Raw genomic sequence first — 18,952 nt, 5'->3', positions numbered from 1 at the left:
AGCCGGAATGCTTTTCAATTGACGATTTGCGTATTCGATGGCAGAAAAAATTACGAAGGCTGGCCAATGAGCCGGCACGATTCGAGCAAGGGAGAGCCGCTCTTATGGCAAGCGCCGCAGTGTCCATTTCTGTCGCCCCGATCAGCCCCGCACCGGAAGAACTCGTGGCGTGTGCCCATGCCATGATTCCAGTGCTGAAATCGCGCGCGAAAGAATGCATCGCCAACCGCGACGTCTCGGAACAGACCATCGCGGAAATGAAAGCGGCCGGCTTTTTCAAGATCCTCCAGCCCAAACGCTGGGGCGGCTATGAAATGCACCCCAACGTGTTCTTCGACGTGCAAAAGGCGCTGGCCGAAGGCTGCATGTCGACCGGCTGGATGTACGGTGTGGTCGGCTGCCACCCTTACGAATTGGCGCTGTTCCACAGCGAAGCGCAGGAAGAAGTCTGGGCTTCGGACAGCGACATGCTGGTATCGTCGACTTATCAGCCAGTCGGGAAAGTGACGCGGGTTGAGGGCGGTTTCCGGCTGTCGGGCCACTGGGGCTTTTCAACCGGATCGGTCCACTGCGGCTGGGTGCTGCTGGGCGCGGTCGTACCGCCGGAAAAGGATGGCGATCCGTTCGACATGCGCACCTTCCTGCTGCCGCGCAGCGACTATACGATTGACCGCGACGCCTGGCACACCTTTGGCTTGCAGGGGACCGGCAGCCACGACATCCACGTGAGCGATGTGTTCGTGCCGGAATATCGCACGCACAAGGCCAGCGACGGATTCCTCTGCCAGAACCCCGGTCAGGCTGAAAACACCGGTCCGCTCTATTCGCTGCCGTGGGCGCAAGTGTTCGTTCGCTCGGTTTCAACCGCCGCCTTCGGTGGTGCGCGGGCAGCCGTGAAAGCGGCGGCCAGCATCATGGAAAGCCGCGTTTCGACCAACACCGGCAAGGCATCGAAAGCCGACCCCTATCTTCAGGCGGCGATTGCCAGGGCGCACGCGCAGATCCTGGAAATGGAAACCACCCTGCGGCTGACCTTCGATGACTTGATGGTCTATGCCGAACGCGGCGAGCCGATCCCGATGGAGAAGCGCTCGCTCTATGCCTACAACTCCTCCAGCGTGGTGCGCCGGCTGGCCGATCTGGTCGATGACATGGTGCAGCTGCTGGGCGGCCGCGCGGTCTACATGACCAGCGAGATCATTCAGCCCTGGCTGGATATCAACGCGGGCCGCGCCCACGTCGCCAACGATCCGGGTAACCGCTACGGCGACGTGGTCGGCGCGATGTTCGGCGAAGCGCCGACTTTCACCTTCCAGTAACGGGGGCGCAGCATGACCAAACTGAAACAGGCGACCTACCGCGTTGCGGGCGATTACGACATTCACGTGGCGGAGGCCGGGTCCGGCCCCGCAGTGGTGTTCCTCCACGGCAGCGGTCCGGGCGCGTCGGGTGCATCGAACTTTCGCCAGAACATCGATGCATTCGTGGACGCGGGCTTCCGGGTGATCCTGCCTGACCTGATCGGGTACGGCGCGTCATCGAAGCCCGAAGGGATCGACTACACGCTGCAGCTGTTCACCGACACGGTCTATGACGCGCTGCGCCAGCACGGCGTGGAACGCGCGGCACTGGTCGGCAATTCGCTGGGCGGCGGGATCGCGTTGCAGCTGACGCTCGACCATCCGGAGTTTACCAGTTCGCTGGTGCTGATGGCAGCGGGCTGCGTGGCGGAACGCGAAAGCTATTTCGTGATGCCGGGGATCGCCAAGATGGTGTCCAACTTCGGCGGGCCGGATTTCAACCTGGCCGAGCAGAAGCGGCTGGTGTCCAATCTGGTCCACCCCGATTTCGCGCCGAACATTTCGGACGAGTTGATCGCGGAACGCTTTGCCGTCGCCCGCACCCAGCCCAAGGACGTGCTGGTGCGGATGCGCACCCCCGATCTGTCGCCGCGTCTGGGTGAGATCAAGCAGCCGATCTTCGTGCTGTGGGGCCTGAACGATGAATTCTGCCCCGAAGCGCACGCGCGCCTGTTCCTGGACAGTTGCGATGACGTGCGCGCGATCACCTTCGCCCGCACCGGCCACTGGGTGCAGGTTGAACGCGCCGCCGAATTCAACAGCTATGCCATCGACTTCCTGAAAGCGCACAAGGCCTGATCCGATGACCGATATTTCGCGGCACGTGCCCTTCCCCGCCGCTGACGTTCCGCAGTGGGATTTCAGCACCGACGTGGCCGTGATCGGGTTCGGCGCCACCGGCGCCTGCGCGGCAATCGAAGCGGCGGATGCGGGCGCGAAAGTCATGCTGTTCGAACGCAATTCGGGCAGCGGCGGCGCATCCGGGCTGTCGGGCGGGGAAATCTATATCGGCGGCAACGGCGGCACCGATGCCCAGATCGCCGCCGGTTTTTCCGACACGACCGAGGACTTCGCAGCCTATCTGAAGGCCGCCGGGGGCGCTTGCGCGGACAAGGCCAAGTGCGATCTCTATGCCACCGAGGCGCTCAACCATTTCGGCTGGCTGAAGGCGCAGGGCGTGCCGTATCGCGGCAATTTCCTGCCCGGCAAGCATATCGAGCCGACTGACGATTCCACCCTGATCTGGTCCGGCAGCGAGGCCGCCGCGCCGTTCTGCGACATCGCCAAGCCCGCCCCGCGCGGCCACGTGATCCAGCACATGGGCTGGGGCGGCGGACGCCCGCTGGTCGATATTCTGGAAGCCAGCGCCCGCGCCAAGGGTGTGGACGTGGTCACCGATGCCCGCGCCGTGGCGCTGGTGCGCGATGGCGCGAAGATCGTCGGCGTCGTGGTCCGGATCGACAACCAGACCCGGTTCGTGAAAGCGGACAAGGGCGTGGTGCTGGCCACGGGCGGCTTCGTGTTCAACGAAGATATGCGCCGCAAATACTGCCCTGAAACCTTCAGGCTGAGCGATCCGATCGGCGACAAGGACGACGGCGTCGGCATCGAACTGGGCCTCGGCGCGGGCGGCGATGCGATCCACATGGAGCAATTCTTCACCACCTGCCCGTGGACCATGCCCGAAAGCCACGCCTGCGGCGTGTTCGTGAACGCCCAAGGCGCGCGCTTCATCAACGAGGATTGCTATCACGGCCGGGTCAGCCGCTGCGCGGTCGATCAGCCCGGCGGCAAGGTCTACCTGCTGCTCGACAACGCGCATTTCGTGCAGCCGATGGACTTCGCGCGGATCACCATCGCCGGGACCGGCGACAGCTGGGACGAGGTCGAGGCGGAACTGGAACTGCCCAAGGGCACGCTCAGCGCGACCATGGCGGTCTATAACGAACACGCCCGCGAAGGCCGCGATCCGCTGTTCGGCAAGCGCCCGCCAATCCTGACCCCGCTCGATCAGGGACCGTTCGTCGCGCTCGAACTCAATTTCCAGTCGAGCTATTTCAGCTTCTTCACACTCGGCGGCCTGCGCACCAGCACGGCTGGCGAAGTGCTGGACCGGGCGGGCGCGGCCATTCCCGGCCTGTTTGCAGCGGGGCGTTGCACATCGGGCCTGCCCGCATGGGGGCATGGCTATTCATCGGGCCTGAGCCTGGCCGACTGCACGTTCTTCGGGCGGCAGGCCGGACGCGCAGCAGCGGGTTGAACGGACCATGGCGGACCTTGAGCAGCGCCTGCGCGCGCTTGAGGACCGCGAAGCGATCCGTGAACTGATCGCCAGCTATGGCCCGCTGGCCGATTGCGGCGCGGCGCAGGACGCGGCCGCGTTATGGTCCGAAGACGGCCGTTACGGCGTGGCCGGGTTTGCCGATGCTACGGGACGTAATGAAATCGCCGCGCTGATCAACGCGCCCTATCATCAGCAACTGCTGACCGATGGCTGCGCGCACATGCTGGGACCGGTCGCCATCGATCTGGCGGACGACTCTGCCACCGCACGCGGGCACAGCGTCGTGCTGCGCTGGACGGGAACAGCGTTTGAAGTGCTGCGGGTCGCCGCCAATCGCTGGGTCTTGGCGCGCAGCGATTCTGGCTGGCAAGTCACCCGCCGCGACAATGCCTTGTTGCAAGGCGATGAAGCGGCGAGAGAATTGCTGCGGCCTTGGGCGGGCTCACCCCGCTAGCTGACCACCATCGATCGTGAACAGCGACCCGGTCACTTTCGCCGCGCGGTCACTGGCCAGATAAGCGAACAGTTCGGCGATATCTTCCGGCTCGCACGATCCGTTGGGCAGCTTGGGCGCGTTGCGCATGACCAGCGACCAGTCGACATCGCCAGGCGGCGGCGCGCTCAGCCCCATTGCGGTGTTGACCTGCCCCGGACAGATCGCATTCACGCGCACGCCCTTGCTGGCGAATTCCACGGCCAGGCTCTTGGTCAGCGCCGCAACGCCATGCTTCGACGCGGCATAGGCGCAGGTATAGGCAATCCCCTGCAACGCAGCCGTCGAAGCGGTGTTGACGATGTTGCCCTTGCTCTCGATCAGGTGCGGCAAAGCTGCGCGCGACAGGCACCACACGCTGCCCAGATTGATCCGCATCACCCGGTCGAACCGGTCTTCATCAAAGTCGAGCGAATTGCCCCAATCCAGCACCCCGGCAACGTTGGCCAGAATATCCAGCCCGTCCTTCGCCGCCACCGCCACCAGTTCGCGGCACGAGGCATAGTCAGCCGCGTCGAATGTCTGGATCACCGGCGCACTGGCCATCAGCGCGGCCGTTTCAGCCAGCCCTGCGGCGTTGCGGTCCGCAATCGTCACCACCGCACCCTCTGCCGCAAAGCGGATCGCGGTGGCCCGTCCGATACCCGATGCCGCGCCGGTTACCAGCGCATGCTTGCCCGCCAGTGTCATCAAGTTCTCTCCCGATAGGAAAAGGGCGCCCCGGATGGTCCGGAGCGCCCTTGTCTGTCCAGCTTAGAAGCGGACCGCGCCGGTCACGCCGAACGTGCGCGGATCGGGGAAGTACCCCAGCGTCAGCCCGCCAAAGCCGGGGCCAAAATCGATGAAGTTCGACGCGTTGGCTTCCTTGGTCAGATTGCGCACCCAGCCGGAGATTTCAGCGCGCGCGCCGCCCAGCGGAATATCCGCCACCGACAGCCGCAGGTTCACGATCGTCCGCCCGTTGGACCGGGTGTTGAACGCATCCTGATCGGACACCGTCGGCGTCGTGAAGGCATAAGGGAACGTGTAGTAGGACGACACGTGGTTCACGTCGGCATAGACGTTGACCTTGCCCCAATCGCCCTTGGCCAGCCGCACATCCAGACCGGCCGAAGCGGTGGTCTTGGGCGTGTGCGGGAACGCGCGGTTGTTTGACACATCAACGCCGCCGTCGAGGTAGCTCTTGTACTTCGCGTCCAGAATGGCGAGCGAGGCGTTGAGCGTGATCGCATCGACCGGGCGGACCACGGTTTCAAACTCCAGCCCGCGAATGCGCGCTGCCGCCGCGTTGCGGACAATCGATGCCGCCGCGCCGCTGGCGGTGAATACCGACAGCTGGATGTCCTTGTGCTCATCCTGGAAGGCGGCGACGTTGAAGATCAGCTTGCCGTCCAGCAGCCGGGTCTTGAGCCCTAGTTCATAGCTGTCGACCTTTTCCGGGCGGTAGGGTTCGCACAGTTCCAGCGCCCCGGTCGGGCAAGCGGCGGTCGGCGCGGCGAACAGGTTGGTTTCGCCGTTGAACCCGCCCGACTTGAAGCCGCGCGCATAACGGGCATAGACGTTGATATCATCGTTCACGGCATAGCTGATCGTCGCGGCGGGCGAGAAGTCGTTGTATTTCGCATCCGGCACCGCGCCGTACGCGATGTTGGCCACCACCAGCGGGCTGGTGATGCCGTTCGCCGCGTCATAGTTGATCCGCATGTACCGGCGGATATCCTTCTTTTCGTGGGTATAACGCGCGCCGAGCGTCAGCTTCAGTGCATCGGTGAGGTTGTAGTCCAGCTGGGTGTAGAGCGCGAACGCCTCGGTGTTGGAACCATAGTCCGACTGGTAATCGGCCGCGCCGCCAAAGAACGATTGCGGGCCAAGTGTTTCAGCCTTTTCCTTGAAATAGAACCCGCCCAGCACATAGGCGAGCCGGTCATCAAACGCCCGGCCCGTCAGCTGCAGTTCCTGGCTGAATGCGTTGTAATCGGTAATGCGCTGGGTGAACGCCACCGGGGTCGGCGAACCATCGAGGTCCAGCCCGTCCGACCAGGCCAGATCGCGATAGGCTGAGATCGACTTCAGCGTGGCATCGCCCAGTTCCGCCGTCAGCGTCAGCGCGTGGCCATAGCTGCGCGACTTTTCATAGACCGCCCCGTCCATCGACGCCGTTTCGACGCGGTTGGGGTTGGTGTACTTGTCGAGTGGGAAGTACGCCCCGCCATAGGCATAGCTGGGCGAATTCGGATCGAAGATATCGCGCGGATCGCCGTTGCGGTTCACGCTGATCAACTGGGCGAACGGCGGGCGTTGATCCTGCTTGCTGTAGTCATAGGTGTAATCGGCGGTGATCGTTTCACTCAGCTCCGCGCGCAGCTGCACCAGCACGCTGGCGCTGTCGATGGTGTCGGTATCGCTGAACTTGTTGGGCTGCGCCGTGAACACGCCGGCCACCGGGTTCGGCACCAGCTTCACCAGCCCGTCACGCTTGCGGTACTGGCCCGACACCTTCGCCGAGAAGATCCCGACCTGCGGAAGATCGAGCGAGCCGCGCACCTTGATTTCATCAAAGCTGCCATACGTCAGTTCGGCAAAGCCGCCCATTTCACCGCTGGGCTTCTTGGTCACCAGGTTGACGGCACCGGCCAGCGCGTTGCGGCCATAGAGCGTCCCTTGCGGCCCGCGCAGGATTTCCACGCGCTCCAGATCGGCGACGTCGAAGATCGAACCTTGCGCCTTGGCGATATAAACGCCGTCGATATAGAGGCCGACCGCCGGTTCCCACGTAATCGCGGGGTTGATGGTGACCGAGCCGCGAATGGCGATCTGCGAAATCGTCTTGCTCGACGGCGCGCGTTCAATTTTCACGTTCGGGGCAATGGTGCCCAGGTTGTCGATGGAATCGACCCCGCGGCTTTCGATGAACGCGCTGCTGACGGCGGAAATCGCAATCGGCACGTCCTGCAGGTTTTCCGAACGCTTCTGCGCGGTGACGACGATATCGCCGATCCCGACGGATTCGGCATCGTTCTGTGCGTCTTGCGCAAGCGCGGGGGCGGGAATCAGCACAAGGCTGGTGCTCAAGGCAGTAGCAAAGGCAAAGTGGCGCATAGGGTCCCTCCGATTATAGCCACGCGAACCACCATTCGCGTAAGATTGTTGGCCGTCAGATACGCTTTTCGATTATCCATTGCAACCAGTCCAATCGATAAGCTAAATTATATCGCATAATTTTCCGCATTGCGTTGCCGCTATGCCACAGAAGGACGCCGCCGCCATGACCATGACCACCCTTTCGCTCGAAGCCCGGATCGACCGGCTGGAATCGCTCGATGCCATCCGCCAGCTGCCCGCCAAGTACGCGCTGGCGCTGGACATGCGGGATATGGACGCGATGGTTTCACTGTTCCCCGCAGACGTGCGGGTCGGCAAGGATGCCTCCGGGCGACAGGCCTTGCGGTCCTATATGGACCGCACGCTGCGCTCGCCCTTCACCGGCACGTCGCATCACATCGGCGGACACGTGATCGAATTCGATGACGCCGACCATGCCCACGGCATCGTCTATTCCAAGAACGAGCATGAAACCGGCGCCGAATGGGTGATCATGCAGATGATGTATTCGGACGACTATGTCCGCCATGATGGCCGCTGGTTCTTTGCGCGCCGCCTGCCGCTTTACTGGTATGCGACCGACCTCAACCAGCCGCCGATCGGCGATCGCAAGATGCGCTGGCCCGATACCGAATGGGCAGAAGGCAATTTCCACAAGCTGTTCCCCAGCTTCGCCGAATTCTGGGCGCGCGAAGGCGATGCCGGAACACCGGTGGCCGAACCCGCACCGCTCGAACAGTTCCTTGAAACGATGCGGCGCGGCCAGAATGCGCCAAAGGTGAAAGTTCGTGCGGATTGACCCGTGACGGTGCGGCAGAAGCGATGGTAGGACCGCTCAGAACCGGGGGAGAAACTGCCATGAACATCCGCAACCTGACGATTGCTGCGCTGCTGCTGGGCAGCACTGCCGTCGCGGCCGAACAGGCTGGCGCCCCGCCCCGCTTGCCGCCGGGGATGGTGCCGGGATACCTCGCGCTTGAAGCCGTGCCCGACAGCGCCGCGCTGGTTCCGCCCGCGCCTGCGAAGAAATCGGGCACAGAGGCGCGCGACAAGGCCGCCTCCAGGGTTGCGCTGGCCGCGCGCAGCACCCCGCGCTGGGCCTTTGCCGCCAGCGATGCGGACTTATTCAGCCCCAAGGCCACTGGCGCATTGTCTTGCGCGGCAGGGTTTGAGATTTCGCCGCAGACCACGCCAAAACTCGACAAGTTGCTGCGCCGCACCATCATCGACTTCGGCTTTTCGACCTACCGCGCGAAGCAGAAGTTCAATCGTGATCGCCCGTTCGAAACGAACAAGCGGCCAATCTGCACGCCCGATCAGGATGCCATGCTGCGCAAGGATGGCTCGTACCCATCGGGCCATTCGGCCATCGGGTTCGGCTGGGGACTGATGCTGGCGGGACTGGTCCCGGATCGCGCCACGCAAGTGGTCTCACGCGGGCGGGCGTTTGGTGAAAGCCGCCGGTTCTGCAACGTCCACTGGCAAAGCGATGTCGAGGAAGGCCGCATCGTGGCCGCTGCCGTCTATGCACGGTTGCAGGCCGATGCCGCCTATCAGGCCGACCTCGCCGCCGTGCGCGAAGAGCTTGCGTCAGCGCCGCGTCAGGCCCCGGCGCGCGACTGCGCGGCGGAAGCCAGCGCGCTCGCGGGCGGCTGATTAGGGTCAGGACCTATTACCTGACCCTACATCCGCTGCGAGGAGATGTTACCGCCGTCGACCACCAGTTCGGCGGCGGTGACATAGCTGGCTTCGTCCGACAGCAGGAAGCGCACGGCGCGGGCCACTTCCTCCGGATCGCCGAGCCGCTCCAGCAGGATGCGCCGTTCGAACGTGCCCTTGGGCAAGAGATCGACGGTGGGTTTCAGCATCGGGGTCAGGATCTGCCCCGGCGACACCGCGTTGATGCGGATGCCATCCTGCGCCAGCCGGTCCGCCACCGAGCGGATCAGCGCCAGCATCCCGCCCTTGGCCGCGCTGTAGACCGGGTTGGCCATGTGGCCGAGCGTCGCGTTGATCGAGGCAATGCCGACAATCGCCGAACCGGGATTGGCCCTGAAATCGGGCAGCAGTGCCTTGGCGAGCATCGCCAGCGGGCGCAGGTGGGTATTAATCCCGGCGGCCCAGACATCCTCGTCCAGCCCGTCGAGCGATCCGGTATCGACCACGCCTGCGGCATGGACCAGACCGCCCAGCGATCCCAGTGCCGCACGGCTGGACTCGATTGCCGACGGATAGGCCGACAGGTCGGTCAGGTCGATCGCCACGCCGATGGCAGGCACTCCGGTCTGCTCATGCAGTGCCGCCGCTTCGGCCCGCGCCTTGTCGCCGTTGATGTCCCACAGCGCCGCGCCGCGTCCCACGGCTGCCAGCGCCTGTGCGCAGGCCAGGCCAATGCCGGACGCACCGCCGGTCACAATCACGCCGCTGCCGGGCTGTCCGAGACGCGGCCGGAGGTCAGAAGAAATAGCTGCCTCCATTCGCCACCAGCACCGATCCGGTGACATAGCTGGCATCGTCGCTCGCTAGGTAAGCCACCGCCGCTGCGATTTCGGCCGGGTCGGCCATGCGGCCCAGCGGCACGCTGGCTTCCATTGCGGTGATCCATTCCGCCGGAATGCCCGACATGATCGGCGTATTGGTCGGCCCCGGCGCGACCGCGTTGACGCGGATTTTGCGCGGGGCGAGTTCGCGCGAAAGCTGCCGGGTCAGCCCGATCACCGCCGCCTTGCTGGTGACGTAATGCGCGCTGCCCTCGCCCGATTGGGCGCTGGTCGAACTGATGTTGATGATCGCGCCCGGATTGCCGTCCTGCGCCAGCACACGGGTGAATTCGCGGCAGACGTAGAACGTACCGTTGATGTTGACCGCCAGCACGCCCGCCCAGCCATCATCGCCCATGTGGATCAGGTGATCGACGATCACGTCGCTCTTGCCATGCTCGGCCAGTTCTGCGTTGCGCTGGCCCATCGCGGCATAGAATTCGTCTGACCCATCGCCCTCGGCGCGGCCGATCCCGGCGTTGTTGACCGCGATGTCGAGCCGCCCGAACGCGGCCCGCGCCGCCGCGATGCAGCGCGCAACGTCCGCCGAATCCGCCACGTTGCAGGCAAGGCCCAGCTCCGCGCCGCTGGCTTTCGCCGCCGCTTCGTCCATGTCGAGCGCGGCGACCCGCGCACCGTCCGCCGTCAGCCGCTCGACAATCGCCTTGCCGATCCCGCGCCCCGCGCCGGTGACAATCGCCCCGCGCCCGGCCAATCGCCCGCCGCTCATGCATTTGCTCCTGTCATGTCCTGCGCCGCGATGAAGCCGAAGGTCATCGCCGGGCCAATCGTCACGCCCGCGCCGGGATAGCTTTCACCCATCGACGAGGCCGCGTTGTTGCCGATAGCGTACAGTCCCTGAATGGGTTGCCCGTCCTGCCCGATCACTTGCGCCTTGGCGTTGGTGAGCAAGCCGCCATTGGTGCCGATGTCGCCGGGATAGATCGGCAGGGCATAGAACGGCCCCTTGTCCAGCGCCCGCAGGCAAGGATTGGGGGTCTGCGACGGATCGCCATACATCTTGTCATAGGCCGCCGCGCCGCGCTGGAAATCGGGATCTTCGCCCTTGGCAGCGTTCTGGTTGAAGCGCTGCACCGTGGCCGAGAGGCTGGCCGGATTGACACCGATCTTGCGCGCCAGTTCCTCCACCGTGCGGCCCTTTTTCAGGATCTTGCGGACGCGGGGGTTCAGCGCGAAATCGGGCACGCCGGGATAGACCGGCCCCATCGGGAATTTCGCACGGTACGTGGCGTCGAACACCATCCAGCTGGGGCTGGTGTTGCCATGTTCCTGCTGATGCCGCGCCATGACCTGCCCGGTCACGTGATAGGACGCGGCCTCGTTCAGATAGCGCTCGCCCGCCTGATTGACCATGATGCAGCCCGGCAGCGCGCGCTCGATCGTGCAGAGCCGCCCCCGGTCCTCGCCCGGAATGTAGAACACCGGCGCGGCCCAGGCCGACTGCATGTTCAGCGTCTGCGCGCCCAGCGCGATTCCCGCCCGGATGCTGTCGCCGGTGTTGCCGGTGATCCCGCCCGAATACTGCGCCGAGGGATAGAGCGGCGCATATTGCGCGCGCATTTCGGGGTTCTTGTCAAAGCCGCCCGCCGCCAGCACCACGCCCTTGCGCGCGCCGATCCGCATCGTCTTGCCCTGATGGGTGACGACCACGCCGGTCACCCGGTCGCCGTCGCGGACCAGATCGGTCATCGGCGTTTCGAGCCACAACGGCACGCCGCGCTGGTTCAGCGCCATGCGCAGGCCCCCCGCCAGCGCATTGCCCAGCGTCAGGCGGCGGTCCTTGCGCGATTTCAGTCGAAACGGCAGGTCGAGCCAGTATTTCGCCAGCGATTTGGCCAGATGGGTAGCCCAGCCCTTGCCGCGATAGAGCAGCAGATACGTCTCATCGAAATGCCAGTTGAGATAGCCGAACAGGTTCGCCGCCGGGGACGAGAAGCGCAGCGTCTCCACATCCTTGCCCAGCGCCCGCCCGTCCAGCGGCATCGGCATGTGCGTGCGAAAGCCGGTCGGCGATCCGCCCGGGTTTTCGGCATGATAATCGGGATAGGGAAACGCCATGTATTCAATCGGCGTGTTGTCCATCAGCCAGCGCAGCATCGGCGCAGCATTGGTCACGAAGGCGCGGATATTTTCATCCGGCACGTTGTCCGCCGACAGCGCGCGGACATAGGTAAACGCATCGTCCAGATCGTCGACGAACCCGGCGGCTTTGGCCACATCGCTGTTCGGAATCCAGATCCCCGCGCCCGACGTGGCGGACGTGCCGCCCCACAGCGGTTCCTTTTCGATTATCATCACATCGGCGTGCCGGTCTGCCGCAGCAAGCGCGCAAAGCATCCCGCCCGCGCCCGAGCCGACCACCAGCACATCGACTTCCTTGTCCCAACCAGCCGTCATGTTCAGTCTTCTTCCACCAGGAAAAACTGCGGGGGCCGCCGCTCTGCGATCCCTGCGTTGCGGTTTGAAAAGCCCGGCTCGAACGCACCGGGCTGCGGGATGATCCAGTATTCGCCGCGCTTGATCGCATCGAACACCAGCGGCGCGAATTCATCGCCGGTCAGGCCGTTGGCTTCCAGCAGATCCACCATCGCGCGGTGGAACTGCTCGGCCACGCCGGGCGGGGCTTCGCGGAAAATGCCGGATTTGACCGGACCGGGAGCGAGCAGTGACACCTCGATCGGCGATTTCACGATTTTCAATTCGCCCGCCAAACATTCAGTCAGCGCCACAGCCGCAAACTTCGTCACCGAATAGGGCGCCATCAGCGGCGATGGCAGGAACCCGCCGACCGACGCCGTATTGATGATCCGCGCCGGGCGATCCGCCGCCAGCAGGCGCGGCACGAACGCGCGGATGCCGTTGAGGATGCCGGTCACGTTGACGTCCAGCGACTGCTGCCACTTGTCCGCCGGGATTTCCCAGCTGAAGCCTGTGGTCAGCACGCCCGCGTTGTTGAACAGCAGGTCGACCTGCCCGTATGTTGCATAAGCCGCCTCGGCCAGCGCCTCGACCGAGGCCGCGTCCGTCACATCGGTCGGCACCGCCAGCGCCGCCGCGCCGATTCCGGCGGCAACTTGCGCCAGCGCATCCGCGTCACGGTCTGCCAGCACGACCTGCATGCCGCGCCGCGCCGCCTCACGCGCCAGACCCGCGCCGATCCCGCCTGCCGCGCCGGTGATGACTGCAACGGCCATGCCCTCAGCCCCCGAACTGCACTGCAACGTCGGCCACGGCCTGCGCCACGTCATTGCGGCGATAGCCCAGCAAAGCCACTTCGTCCGCTGGCGGATTGACCCTCACCCAGTTGCCGCGCCCCTGCGGGATCGCGACATCGGGCAACAGCGGCATTTCCGCATCGCGTTCCTCCACCTGCACGGCGCTGCCAACGGCATCGAAGAACAGCTGGAAATATTCGCGGAATGACAGGTTCTCATCCCCGACCAGATAGGCCTTGCCCGGTTCACCCCGCTCCAGCGCGCCCAGTATCGCCTCGGACAGCGAGCGGAACGACATGAAGTTGGTGCCGCCGGTCGGCGCATAGGCCTCGATCGGGATCAGCCCTTTGGCCCATTGCACATAAGGTTCGAAAATCGCGCTCGGCAGCCCCGGCACCGATCCGACCATGAAGGGCGCATTGACGCTGACGACATCGAACCCCGGTGCGCCCTGTGCCCGCGCGCCTTCGCACGCCGCCTTGCGTGAACGGATATAGCCGTTGTTTTCCAGCAGCTCGGGCGCGGCCTGATGGTAATAGCTGCCCAGCTGCACCGCGCGCTTCACCCCGGCCTCGCGGCAGGCGGCAAAGAAGGCCGGAACGGCTTCGTGATTGGCCTTGATCAGGAATTCGGCAAAGTCCGCCCCCTGCGGGACATGACGCGGATCGTTCCCGGCGGCGAACACCACCCAGTCGAACCCGGCCAGCCGCTGCGGCGTGAAATCGCCCGCCACATAGTCACCCTGCACGAACGGCATTGCCGCCATCGGCGTATCCGGGTTGGCTGGGTTGCGCCCGCCAATCGAAACGTCATGGCCCTGCGCGGCCAGATGGATCGCGGCATGACCGCCCAGCGCGCCCGTGCCGCCGACTACCAGAACTTTCATGTTTCCTGCTCCCCCGCCGGCGCACCGGCCGTGACCGTGACCGGCCTTGTTTCTTCCCATTCGACGATCAGTTCGCGCTGCGTGAACTGCCATGCGCCGTCCGCGCGCCGCCACTGGTCCTGATAGCGGATCGCCCAAACCAGCACGGTGTCAGAATCCTTCAGCACGTGTTCGGCGATGCAGTATGTCTCACCGGTCGCCGTATCGCCGTCGAACGTCGCGGTGACCTGATGGATCTGGTGCAGCGTCGCGCGGAACATCTGCCCCAGCGTGTCGATCAGGCCCAACACCGCATCGCGACCCTCGGTCCGGAACCCCGGACCCGCGATCACGCAGTCCGCCGCCAGCACCGCGCTCCACAAGTCCTTATCCTTGCGATCTGCCCCGCGCGCATAGGTTTCCGCCGCGTGGCGAAGGCGGGCCAGATCGGCCAGTTCAGCGTCAGACGGCGTCATTGACCGGGAATCTTCAGGCCATTGCCGACGACCATCGGCACCGCCGTCCATTCACCCGTCGGCGTGCGGGTCCACCCCGCCGTCCTGGCGATCTGCTCCGCCAGCATTCCGGGAACCGCGCGGTCCAGCACGTGTTGGCCCGTGAAGTCGATCATGGCAGCACTCTTTCGCATCAGGGTAAATAGAGCTGGACGGCCTTGCCGCCATCGACCGGCAAGGCGACGCCGGTGATGTAACTGGCCTCGTCCGACAGCATGAACGCAATCGCCCTGGCCACTTCGACCGGGTTGGCCCCGCGCTTCATCGGGATCGCGTCCATCGTCTTCTGGCCCTGCTCACCCGCCTTGGCGAGGTAATCCTCGGTCGCGGCGGTCATGATCATGCCGGGCACGATCGTGTTGACCCGCACGCCATAGGGCGCGCCTTCCATCGCTGCGACGGCGGTGAAGTGGATCAGCGCCGCCTTCGATGCGGAATAGCTGGTCATGTAGGGCGCGGCCTTCAACCCGTTGGTCGAAGCGATGTTCACGATCGATCCGGAACCCTGCTTCAGCATGATCCGCATCGCCGCGCGGGTGCCGGTGAACACCGCATCGGCATTGACTGCAAAATCCTTGCGCCAATGGGCCATCGTCAGCTGCGTGAGCGGCGCGTAATGCACGGACATCGCATTGTTGACGAGCATGTCGAACCGGCCGTGGCGTTTGGCCAGATCCTCGATCAAGCCGTTGTAGGCAACCTCATCGGTCACATCGAGCTGATGCGCTTCGAACGTGCCCAGCCCGCTGAGCGCGGCGGTGGCCTCATCCAGCTTTTCCTGACGGCGGGCACAGATCGCAACGATAGCCCCGCGTTCCAGCAACAGTTTGGCCGTGGCGAAACCAATCCCGTCGCTGCCGCCCGTCACAAGCGCCACGCGCCCGGTAAGATCACGAATCACGATTAAGTTCCTCTCCCGCTATGCTTTAACGCAATTTGTGGTTATATGGGTGACAAAGTCAACGCCATGCGTAAATATGGCGGACGAAAATTACGTGAACGGGGAATGGATGACTGACTTGCAAGGCAAGACCGCGATTGTCACCGGCGCTGGACAGGGTGTCGGCCAGGGTATCGCCCTCGCGCTGGCTGCGGCGGGCGTGTCGGTTGTGCTCGCCGGGCGCACGCTCAGCAAGGTCGAAACAGCGGCCGACCTGATAAAATCGCGTGGCGGCAAAGCCCTGGCGCTGGCCTGCAACGTGAAGGATGTGGCGGATCTGGCCGCACTGGTGACCGCCGCGCAAGGCGCGTTCGGCGGCGTCGATATTCTGGTCAACAACGCGCAGGAAGTACCGCAGGGCAAGCTGCTCGACGTGACCGATGAGGCCTTTCTGGCCGGATTCGAATCGGGACCGCTCGCCACGTTCCGGCTGATGAAACTGGTCCAGCCGATCATGGCCGCGCGCGGCGGCGGCACGATCATCAACCTGGCCTCCTCTGCGGGCATCCGCTGGGACATGACCGGATACGGTGCCTATGCGGCGGTCAAGCAGGCGATCCGCGCACTCACCCGGGCCGGTGCGGCAGAGTGGGGCCGGGAGAACATCCGCGTTCTGACCATTGCACCGCACGCGGAATCGCCCGGCCTGAAATGGTGGGTCGAGAACAACCCGGAAGAAGCCGCCGCGTTCTTCCGCACAATCCCGCTCGGCCGGATTGGCCAGCTGGAAGAAGATATCGGCCGTGCGGTCGCGGCGCTGTGCGGCACCGACCTGTCCTACCTGACCGGCGCGACGATCCCGCTCGACGGCGGGCAAGCGAACTTCGACTGAGCCAGAGGGAGGCGGCACGATGGAAAAGGTGATTGCTGCCCTCTGGGCCGCCCCGGACCAGAACCGGCCCGGGTTCAATGCACAGCTGGTGCAGTCCCTTCCAGCTGCGCTGCGTGCTGCCGGTGCAAGCAAGGTTCGCCTCAACTTGCGCGACGTCGCGGTCGAACCCGCCCACCGGCTGATCCAGCAATGGCAGGCCCCCCAGCAGGACGCCGTCGTGCAGTTCTGGGTGCCCAGCGCCAATGCGATTTTCCGCACGGCCATTGATGCAGCATTGTCCGCGCATTCAGGCCGGTTTGCCGCCTGGCTGGTCGCGGAATCGACGATCATCCCCAACCACGCCCATCCCATGCCCACCGGCACGCGCGGCTGGGGCTGGTCGCAGGCCAGCTTCATCACGTTTCGCCCGGACCTGACGCGGATCGAGGCGATCAAGGCCTGGCATTCGCACCACACCCGCGTGGCGATCGATACCCAGGCGAACTTCGAATATGTCCAGAACCTGATCGTCCGCCCGCTGACGCAAGATGCCCCGGCCTATGACGCGTTCGTCGAGGAATGCTTCCCCGCCGAGGCGATGGACGATCCGGCCGCATTCTTCGATGCCGCAGGCGATCCGGCAAAGCTCCAGGCGAACCTGGCCACGATGATGGACAGTTGCAGCCGTTTCATCGACTTTACCCGGATCGATATCATTCCCACCAGCCAGTACGATTGTTGAGGTATCATGCACAGCATCACGCCGCATACGCCCGTTCCGATCACCGGCACTCCGTTGAACGGCAATCACTTGCCCGGCACGGTTTTTGTCCGCTCGCCCGCCGCCCTGCCCAAGCGCAGCAGCGATTCCAAGGTGGCGCAGGAAACCAGCATTCCTCCAATGATCCTGGCAGAAGTCGTCACGCCTGACGCACTGGTGCAGGTGCTGGAATGGCACTGGCCCGAACTGGCGGAACACGTGATGGTCGAGCATGACCTGATGATCGAAATGTCGCTGCCGCCGCTGGCCAATCATGCCTCGGCAATGTTCCCGACGCTCGCGCCCGGCACCAATTGCCACATGGGCACCCTGTTCATCCGCTACCCCGGCCTCGCGATCAAGACCCGCGCGCAGGGCGGACAGATGCGGATCCTGCGCTGCACCTTCAGCGAAGCGAAACGGCGCGAGATGCTGGGCAGTCGCCATCATCCGTCGCTGGCGATGATGCAGACGCTGATGAACATCCGCCAGGACACGATCCGCGCGGTGATGCGGATGATGCTGCGCGAGGTGGAAAGCCCGCACCTTGCCTCGCCCGTCGCCGCGGCCGCCCACGTCAAGCTGCTGGAGATCGAGATCACCCGCCTGCTTGATCAGGACCTGGAACCCAAGGCGGGCGGGCGGCTGGCCCCGTGGCAGTTCCGCCGCGTGCGTGAACGGCTTGAAGCGGGCGGCAACCGCCCCAGCGTGCCGGAACTCGCCGCCCTGTGCGGGATCAGCGTGCGGCATCTGCACCGTCAGTTCCTGAACCTGACCGGCGTGACGATTTCGGATTATGTCGAAACGCATCTGGTCAATCAGGCCAAGACCATGCTCGGCTCCTCCGCGCTGACGGTGAAGCAGATTGCACAGGCCGCCGGGTTCGATCACGCCAACAGCTTTTCGCGCACGTTCCGCCGGGCGACCGGCATGACGCCGCTGCAATACCGCCAGCAAAAGGCCGGGAAGGTCGGCAAGCCGCGCTGAGAACCGGCACAGATCGTGCCACCGCGTGACCAAAGGCCGTTGCGCCGGACAGCAAACGCCATAGACGAACGGCCAGGACTTTCAGGAGAGACAAGATGGGCGATAGCAAAGTGGGCAGCGGCAAGGTCGCACTGGTAACCGGCGCCAGCCGCGGCGCGGGCGCGGGGATTGCGCGCGGGCTGGGGGAACTGGGCTATACCGTCTATGTCACGGGCCGCACCGTCACGCCGGGTGATGCCAAGGGCTGGGACGGCACCGTCCTGCCCGGCACCGTGTCGGAAACCGCCGCGATCATCACCGAGCGCGGCGGCAAGGGCATTGCGGTGGTCTGCGATCATGCTGATGACGCGCAAGTCGCCCGCCTGTTCCAGCAGATTCGCGACGAGCAGGGCCGACTCGACGTGCTGGTCAACAACGCCGCCTACATGCACCACCAGCTGATCGAGAAGCTGCCCTTCTGGGAGAAGGAGCTGGACGCGATGAAGATCCTCGATGTGGGCCTGCGCTCGGCCTATGTCGCCAGCTGGCACGCGGCGCAGATCATGGTGCCGCAGGGCAGCGGGATCATTGCGATGGGATCGTCGTTCGGTGCCAGCTGCTATATGCACGGACCGGCTTACGGCGCGCAGAAAGCCGGGCTGGACAAGCTGGCGCACGACATGGAACATGACTTGCGCGGAACCGGCGTGGTTGCGGTGTCGATCTGGCTTGGGCCGCAAATCACCGAACGTGCGATGATCGCCAGAGACGTGAACCCCGAACAATACGAAGGGTTCATGGCGATGGCCGAAAACCCGGAGTTCACCGGCCACATCATCGACGCGATCAGCCGCGCCCCGAACCGCGACGAATTGTCCGGCCAGACCCTGATCGGCGCGGAAATCGCCCGTGAACTCGGGATCAAGGACCATGGGAACGACCGCCCCTCGCACCGCGAAATGCTGGGCAGCCCGAACCCGAAGAACCCGGCGGCGGTTTACTGACCGAGCACAGAAATTTCACCATCCATCCGTTCGTGTCGAGCGAAGTCGAGACACCTCGCGCAGCGTGTCTCGACT

Annotated in this window: 20 protein-coding genes; 10 read left to right on the top strand and 10 right to left on the bottom strand. The window is 64.7% G+C overall.

Going from position 1 to position 18,952, the window contains the following annotated elements; all coding sequences use genetic code 11:
- Positions 1 to 104 precede the first annotated feature (104 nt).
- From Q8Q53_RS09190 to Q8Q53_RS09175, 4 genes are read left to right on the top strand one after another with little or no spacing between them, the layout of a single operon-like run.
- Positions 105 to 1,319 carry an acyl-CoA dehydrogenase family protein gene (locus tag Q8Q53_RS09190; RefSeq protein WP_305701469.1) on the top strand — a complete coding sequence of 405 codons (1,215 nt, stop codon included), beginning with the start codon at positions 105 to 107 and terminating at the stop codon, positions 1,317 to 1,319.
- Positions 1,320 to 1,331: 12 nt separating this feature from the next.
- Positions 1,332 to 2,159, top strand: coding sequence for an alpha/beta fold hydrolase (locus Q8Q53_RS09185; protein WP_305701468.1), 828 nt, complete (start codon positions 1,332 to 1,334; stop codon positions 2,157 to 2,159).
- 4 nt (positions 2,160 to 2,163) lie between these two features.
- Positions 2,164 to 3,621 (top strand): FAD-dependent oxidoreductase, encoded by a 1,458-nt coding sequence (locus Q8Q53_RS09180; protein WP_305701467.1) that lies wholly within the window; start codon positions 2,164 to 2,166, stop codon positions 3,619 to 3,621.
- Between the two features lie 7 nt (positions 3,622 to 3,628).
- Positions 3,629 to 4,099, top strand: coding sequence for a nuclear transport factor 2 family protein (locus tag Q8Q53_RS09175; protein ID WP_305701466.1), 471 nt, complete (start codon positions 3,629 to 3,631; stop codon positions 4,097 to 4,099).
- On the opposite strand, the gene Q8Q53_RS09170 is transcribed toward Q8Q53_RS09175, so the two are convergent.
- Positions 4,088 to 4,828: an SDR family NAD(P)-dependent oxidoreductase gene (locus Q8Q53_RS09170; RefSeq protein WP_305701465.1), complete on the bottom strand. Its 741-nt coding sequence runs from the start codon at positions 4,826 to 4,828 to the stop codon at positions 4,088 to 4,090. The two genes, Q8Q53_RS09175 and Q8Q53_RS09170, sit on opposite strands and share 12 nt — an antisense overlap.
- 63 nt (positions 4,829 to 4,891) lie before the next feature.
- Entirely contained in the window at positions 4,892 to 7,210 is a 2,319-nt protein-coding gene (locus tag Q8Q53_RS09165) for a TonB-dependent receptor (RefSeq protein WP_305701464.1), read from the bottom strand.
- 199 nt (positions 7,211 to 7,409) lie between these two features.
- Here Q8Q53_RS09165 and Q8Q53_RS09160 point away from each other — a divergent pair, with 199 nt between their 5' ends.
- Both Q8Q53_RS09160 and Q8Q53_RS09155 read left to right on the top strand, forming a co-directional pair.
- Entirely contained in the window at positions 7,410 to 8,039 is a 630-nt protein-coding gene (locus Q8Q53_RS09160) for a nuclear transport factor 2 family protein (protein ID WP_305701614.1), read from the top strand.
- 59 nt (positions 8,040 to 8,098) lie between these two features.
- Positions 8,099 to 8,896 (top strand): phosphatase PAP2 family protein, encoded by a 798-nt coding sequence (locus Q8Q53_RS09155; RefSeq protein ID WP_305701463.1) that lies wholly within the window; start codon positions 8,099 to 8,101, stop codon positions 8,894 to 8,896.
- A gap of 26 nt (positions 8,897 to 8,922) precedes the next feature.
- On the opposite strand, the gene Q8Q53_RS09150 is transcribed toward Q8Q53_RS09155, so the two are convergent.
- From Q8Q53_RS09150 to Q8Q53_RS09115, 8 genes are read right to left on the bottom strand one after another with little or no spacing between them, the layout of a single operon-like run.
- Positions 8,923 to 9,660 (bottom strand): SDR family NAD(P)-dependent oxidoreductase, encoded by a 738-nt coding sequence (locus Q8Q53_RS09150; RefSeq protein WP_371136538.1) that lies wholly within the window; start codon positions 9,658 to 9,660, stop codon positions 8,923 to 8,925.
- 34 nt (positions 9,661 to 9,694) lie between these two features.
- A complete protein-coding gene (locus Q8Q53_RS09145) occupies positions 9,695 to 10,510 on the bottom strand; it encodes an SDR family NAD(P)-dependent oxidoreductase (protein WP_305701461.1) in 816 nt (271 codons plus the stop codon).
- Positions 10,507 to 12,198: an FAD-dependent oxidoreductase gene (locus Q8Q53_RS09140; RefSeq protein ID WP_305701460.1), complete on the bottom strand. Its 1,692-nt coding sequence runs from the start codon at positions 12,196 to 12,198 to the stop codon at positions 10,507 to 10,509. The genes Q8Q53_RS09145 and Q8Q53_RS09140 overlap by 4 nt, the downstream gene beginning before the upstream one ends.
- 2 nt (positions 12,199 to 12,200) lie before the next feature.
- Positions 12,201 to 12,995 carry an SDR family NAD(P)-dependent oxidoreductase gene (locus Q8Q53_RS09135; RefSeq protein WP_305701459.1) on the bottom strand — a complete coding sequence of 265 codons (795 nt, stop codon included), beginning with the start codon at positions 12,993 to 12,995 and terminating at the stop codon, positions 12,201 to 12,203.
- Positions 12,996 to 12,999: 4 nt separating this feature from the next.
- A complete protein-coding gene (locus Q8Q53_RS09130; RefSeq protein WP_305701458.1) occupies positions 13,000 to 13,902 on the bottom strand; it encodes an NAD(P)-dependent oxidoreductase in 903 nt (300 codons plus the stop codon).
- A complete protein-coding gene (locus Q8Q53_RS09125) occupies positions 13,899 to 14,357 on the bottom strand; it encodes a nuclear transport factor 2 family protein (RefSeq protein ID WP_305701457.1) in 459 nt (152 codons plus the stop codon). Before Q8Q53_RS09125 ends, Q8Q53_RS09130 begins: the two co-directional genes overlap by 4 nt.
- A complete protein-coding gene (locus Q8Q53_RS09120) occupies positions 14,354 to 14,512 on the bottom strand; it encodes a hypothetical protein (protein ID WP_305701456.1) in 159 nt (52 codons plus the stop codon). The genes Q8Q53_RS09125 and Q8Q53_RS09120 overlap by 4 nt, the downstream gene beginning before the upstream one ends.
- A gap of 17 nt (positions 14,513 to 14,529) precedes the next feature.
- Positions 14,530 to 15,297, bottom strand: coding sequence for an SDR family NAD(P)-dependent oxidoreductase (locus tag Q8Q53_RS09115; protein ID WP_305701455.1), 768 nt, complete (start codon positions 15,295 to 15,297; stop codon positions 14,530 to 14,532).
- Positions 15,298 to 15,406: 109 nt separating this feature from the next.
- Here Q8Q53_RS09115 and Q8Q53_RS09110 point away from each other — a divergent pair, with 109 nt between their 5' ends.
- The 4 genes from Q8Q53_RS09110 (at position 15,407) to Q8Q53_RS09095 (ending at position 18,877) form a co-directional block, all read left to right on the top strand.
- Complete coding sequence (locus Q8Q53_RS09110) at positions 15,407 to 16,168, top strand: SDR family NAD(P)-dependent oxidoreductase (protein WP_305701454.1); 762 nt, start codon at positions 15,407 to 15,409, stop codon at positions 16,166 to 16,168.
- Positions 16,169 to 16,187: 19 nt separating this feature from the next.
- Positions 16,188 to 16,889, top strand: a complete 702-nt coding sequence (locus Q8Q53_RS09105; RefSeq protein ID WP_305701453.1) for an EthD domain-containing protein — start codon at positions 16,188 to 16,190, stop codon at positions 16,887 to 16,889.
- 6 nt (positions 16,890 to 16,895) lie between these two features.
- Positions 16,896 to 17,894, top strand: a complete 999-nt coding sequence (locus Q8Q53_RS09100; RefSeq protein WP_305701452.1) for a helix-turn-helix transcriptional regulator — start codon at positions 16,896 to 16,898, stop codon at positions 17,892 to 17,894.
- A 95-nt stretch (positions 17,895 to 17,989) separates the two neighbouring features.
- Complete coding sequence (locus tag Q8Q53_RS09095) at positions 17,990 to 18,877, top strand: SDR family NAD(P)-dependent oxidoreductase (protein ID WP_305701451.1); 888 nt, start codon at positions 17,990 to 17,992, stop codon at positions 18,875 to 18,877.
- Positions 18,878 to 18,952: the final 75 nt, after the last annotated feature.

This window comes from Novosphingobium sp. (assembly GCF_030699305.1).
In the GTDB taxonomy this organism is placed as follows: domain Bacteria; phylum Pseudomonadota; class Alphaproteobacteria; order Sphingomonadales; family Sphingomonadaceae; genus Novosphingobium.
This window is presented reverse-complemented; position numbering and strand designations above follow the sequence as displayed.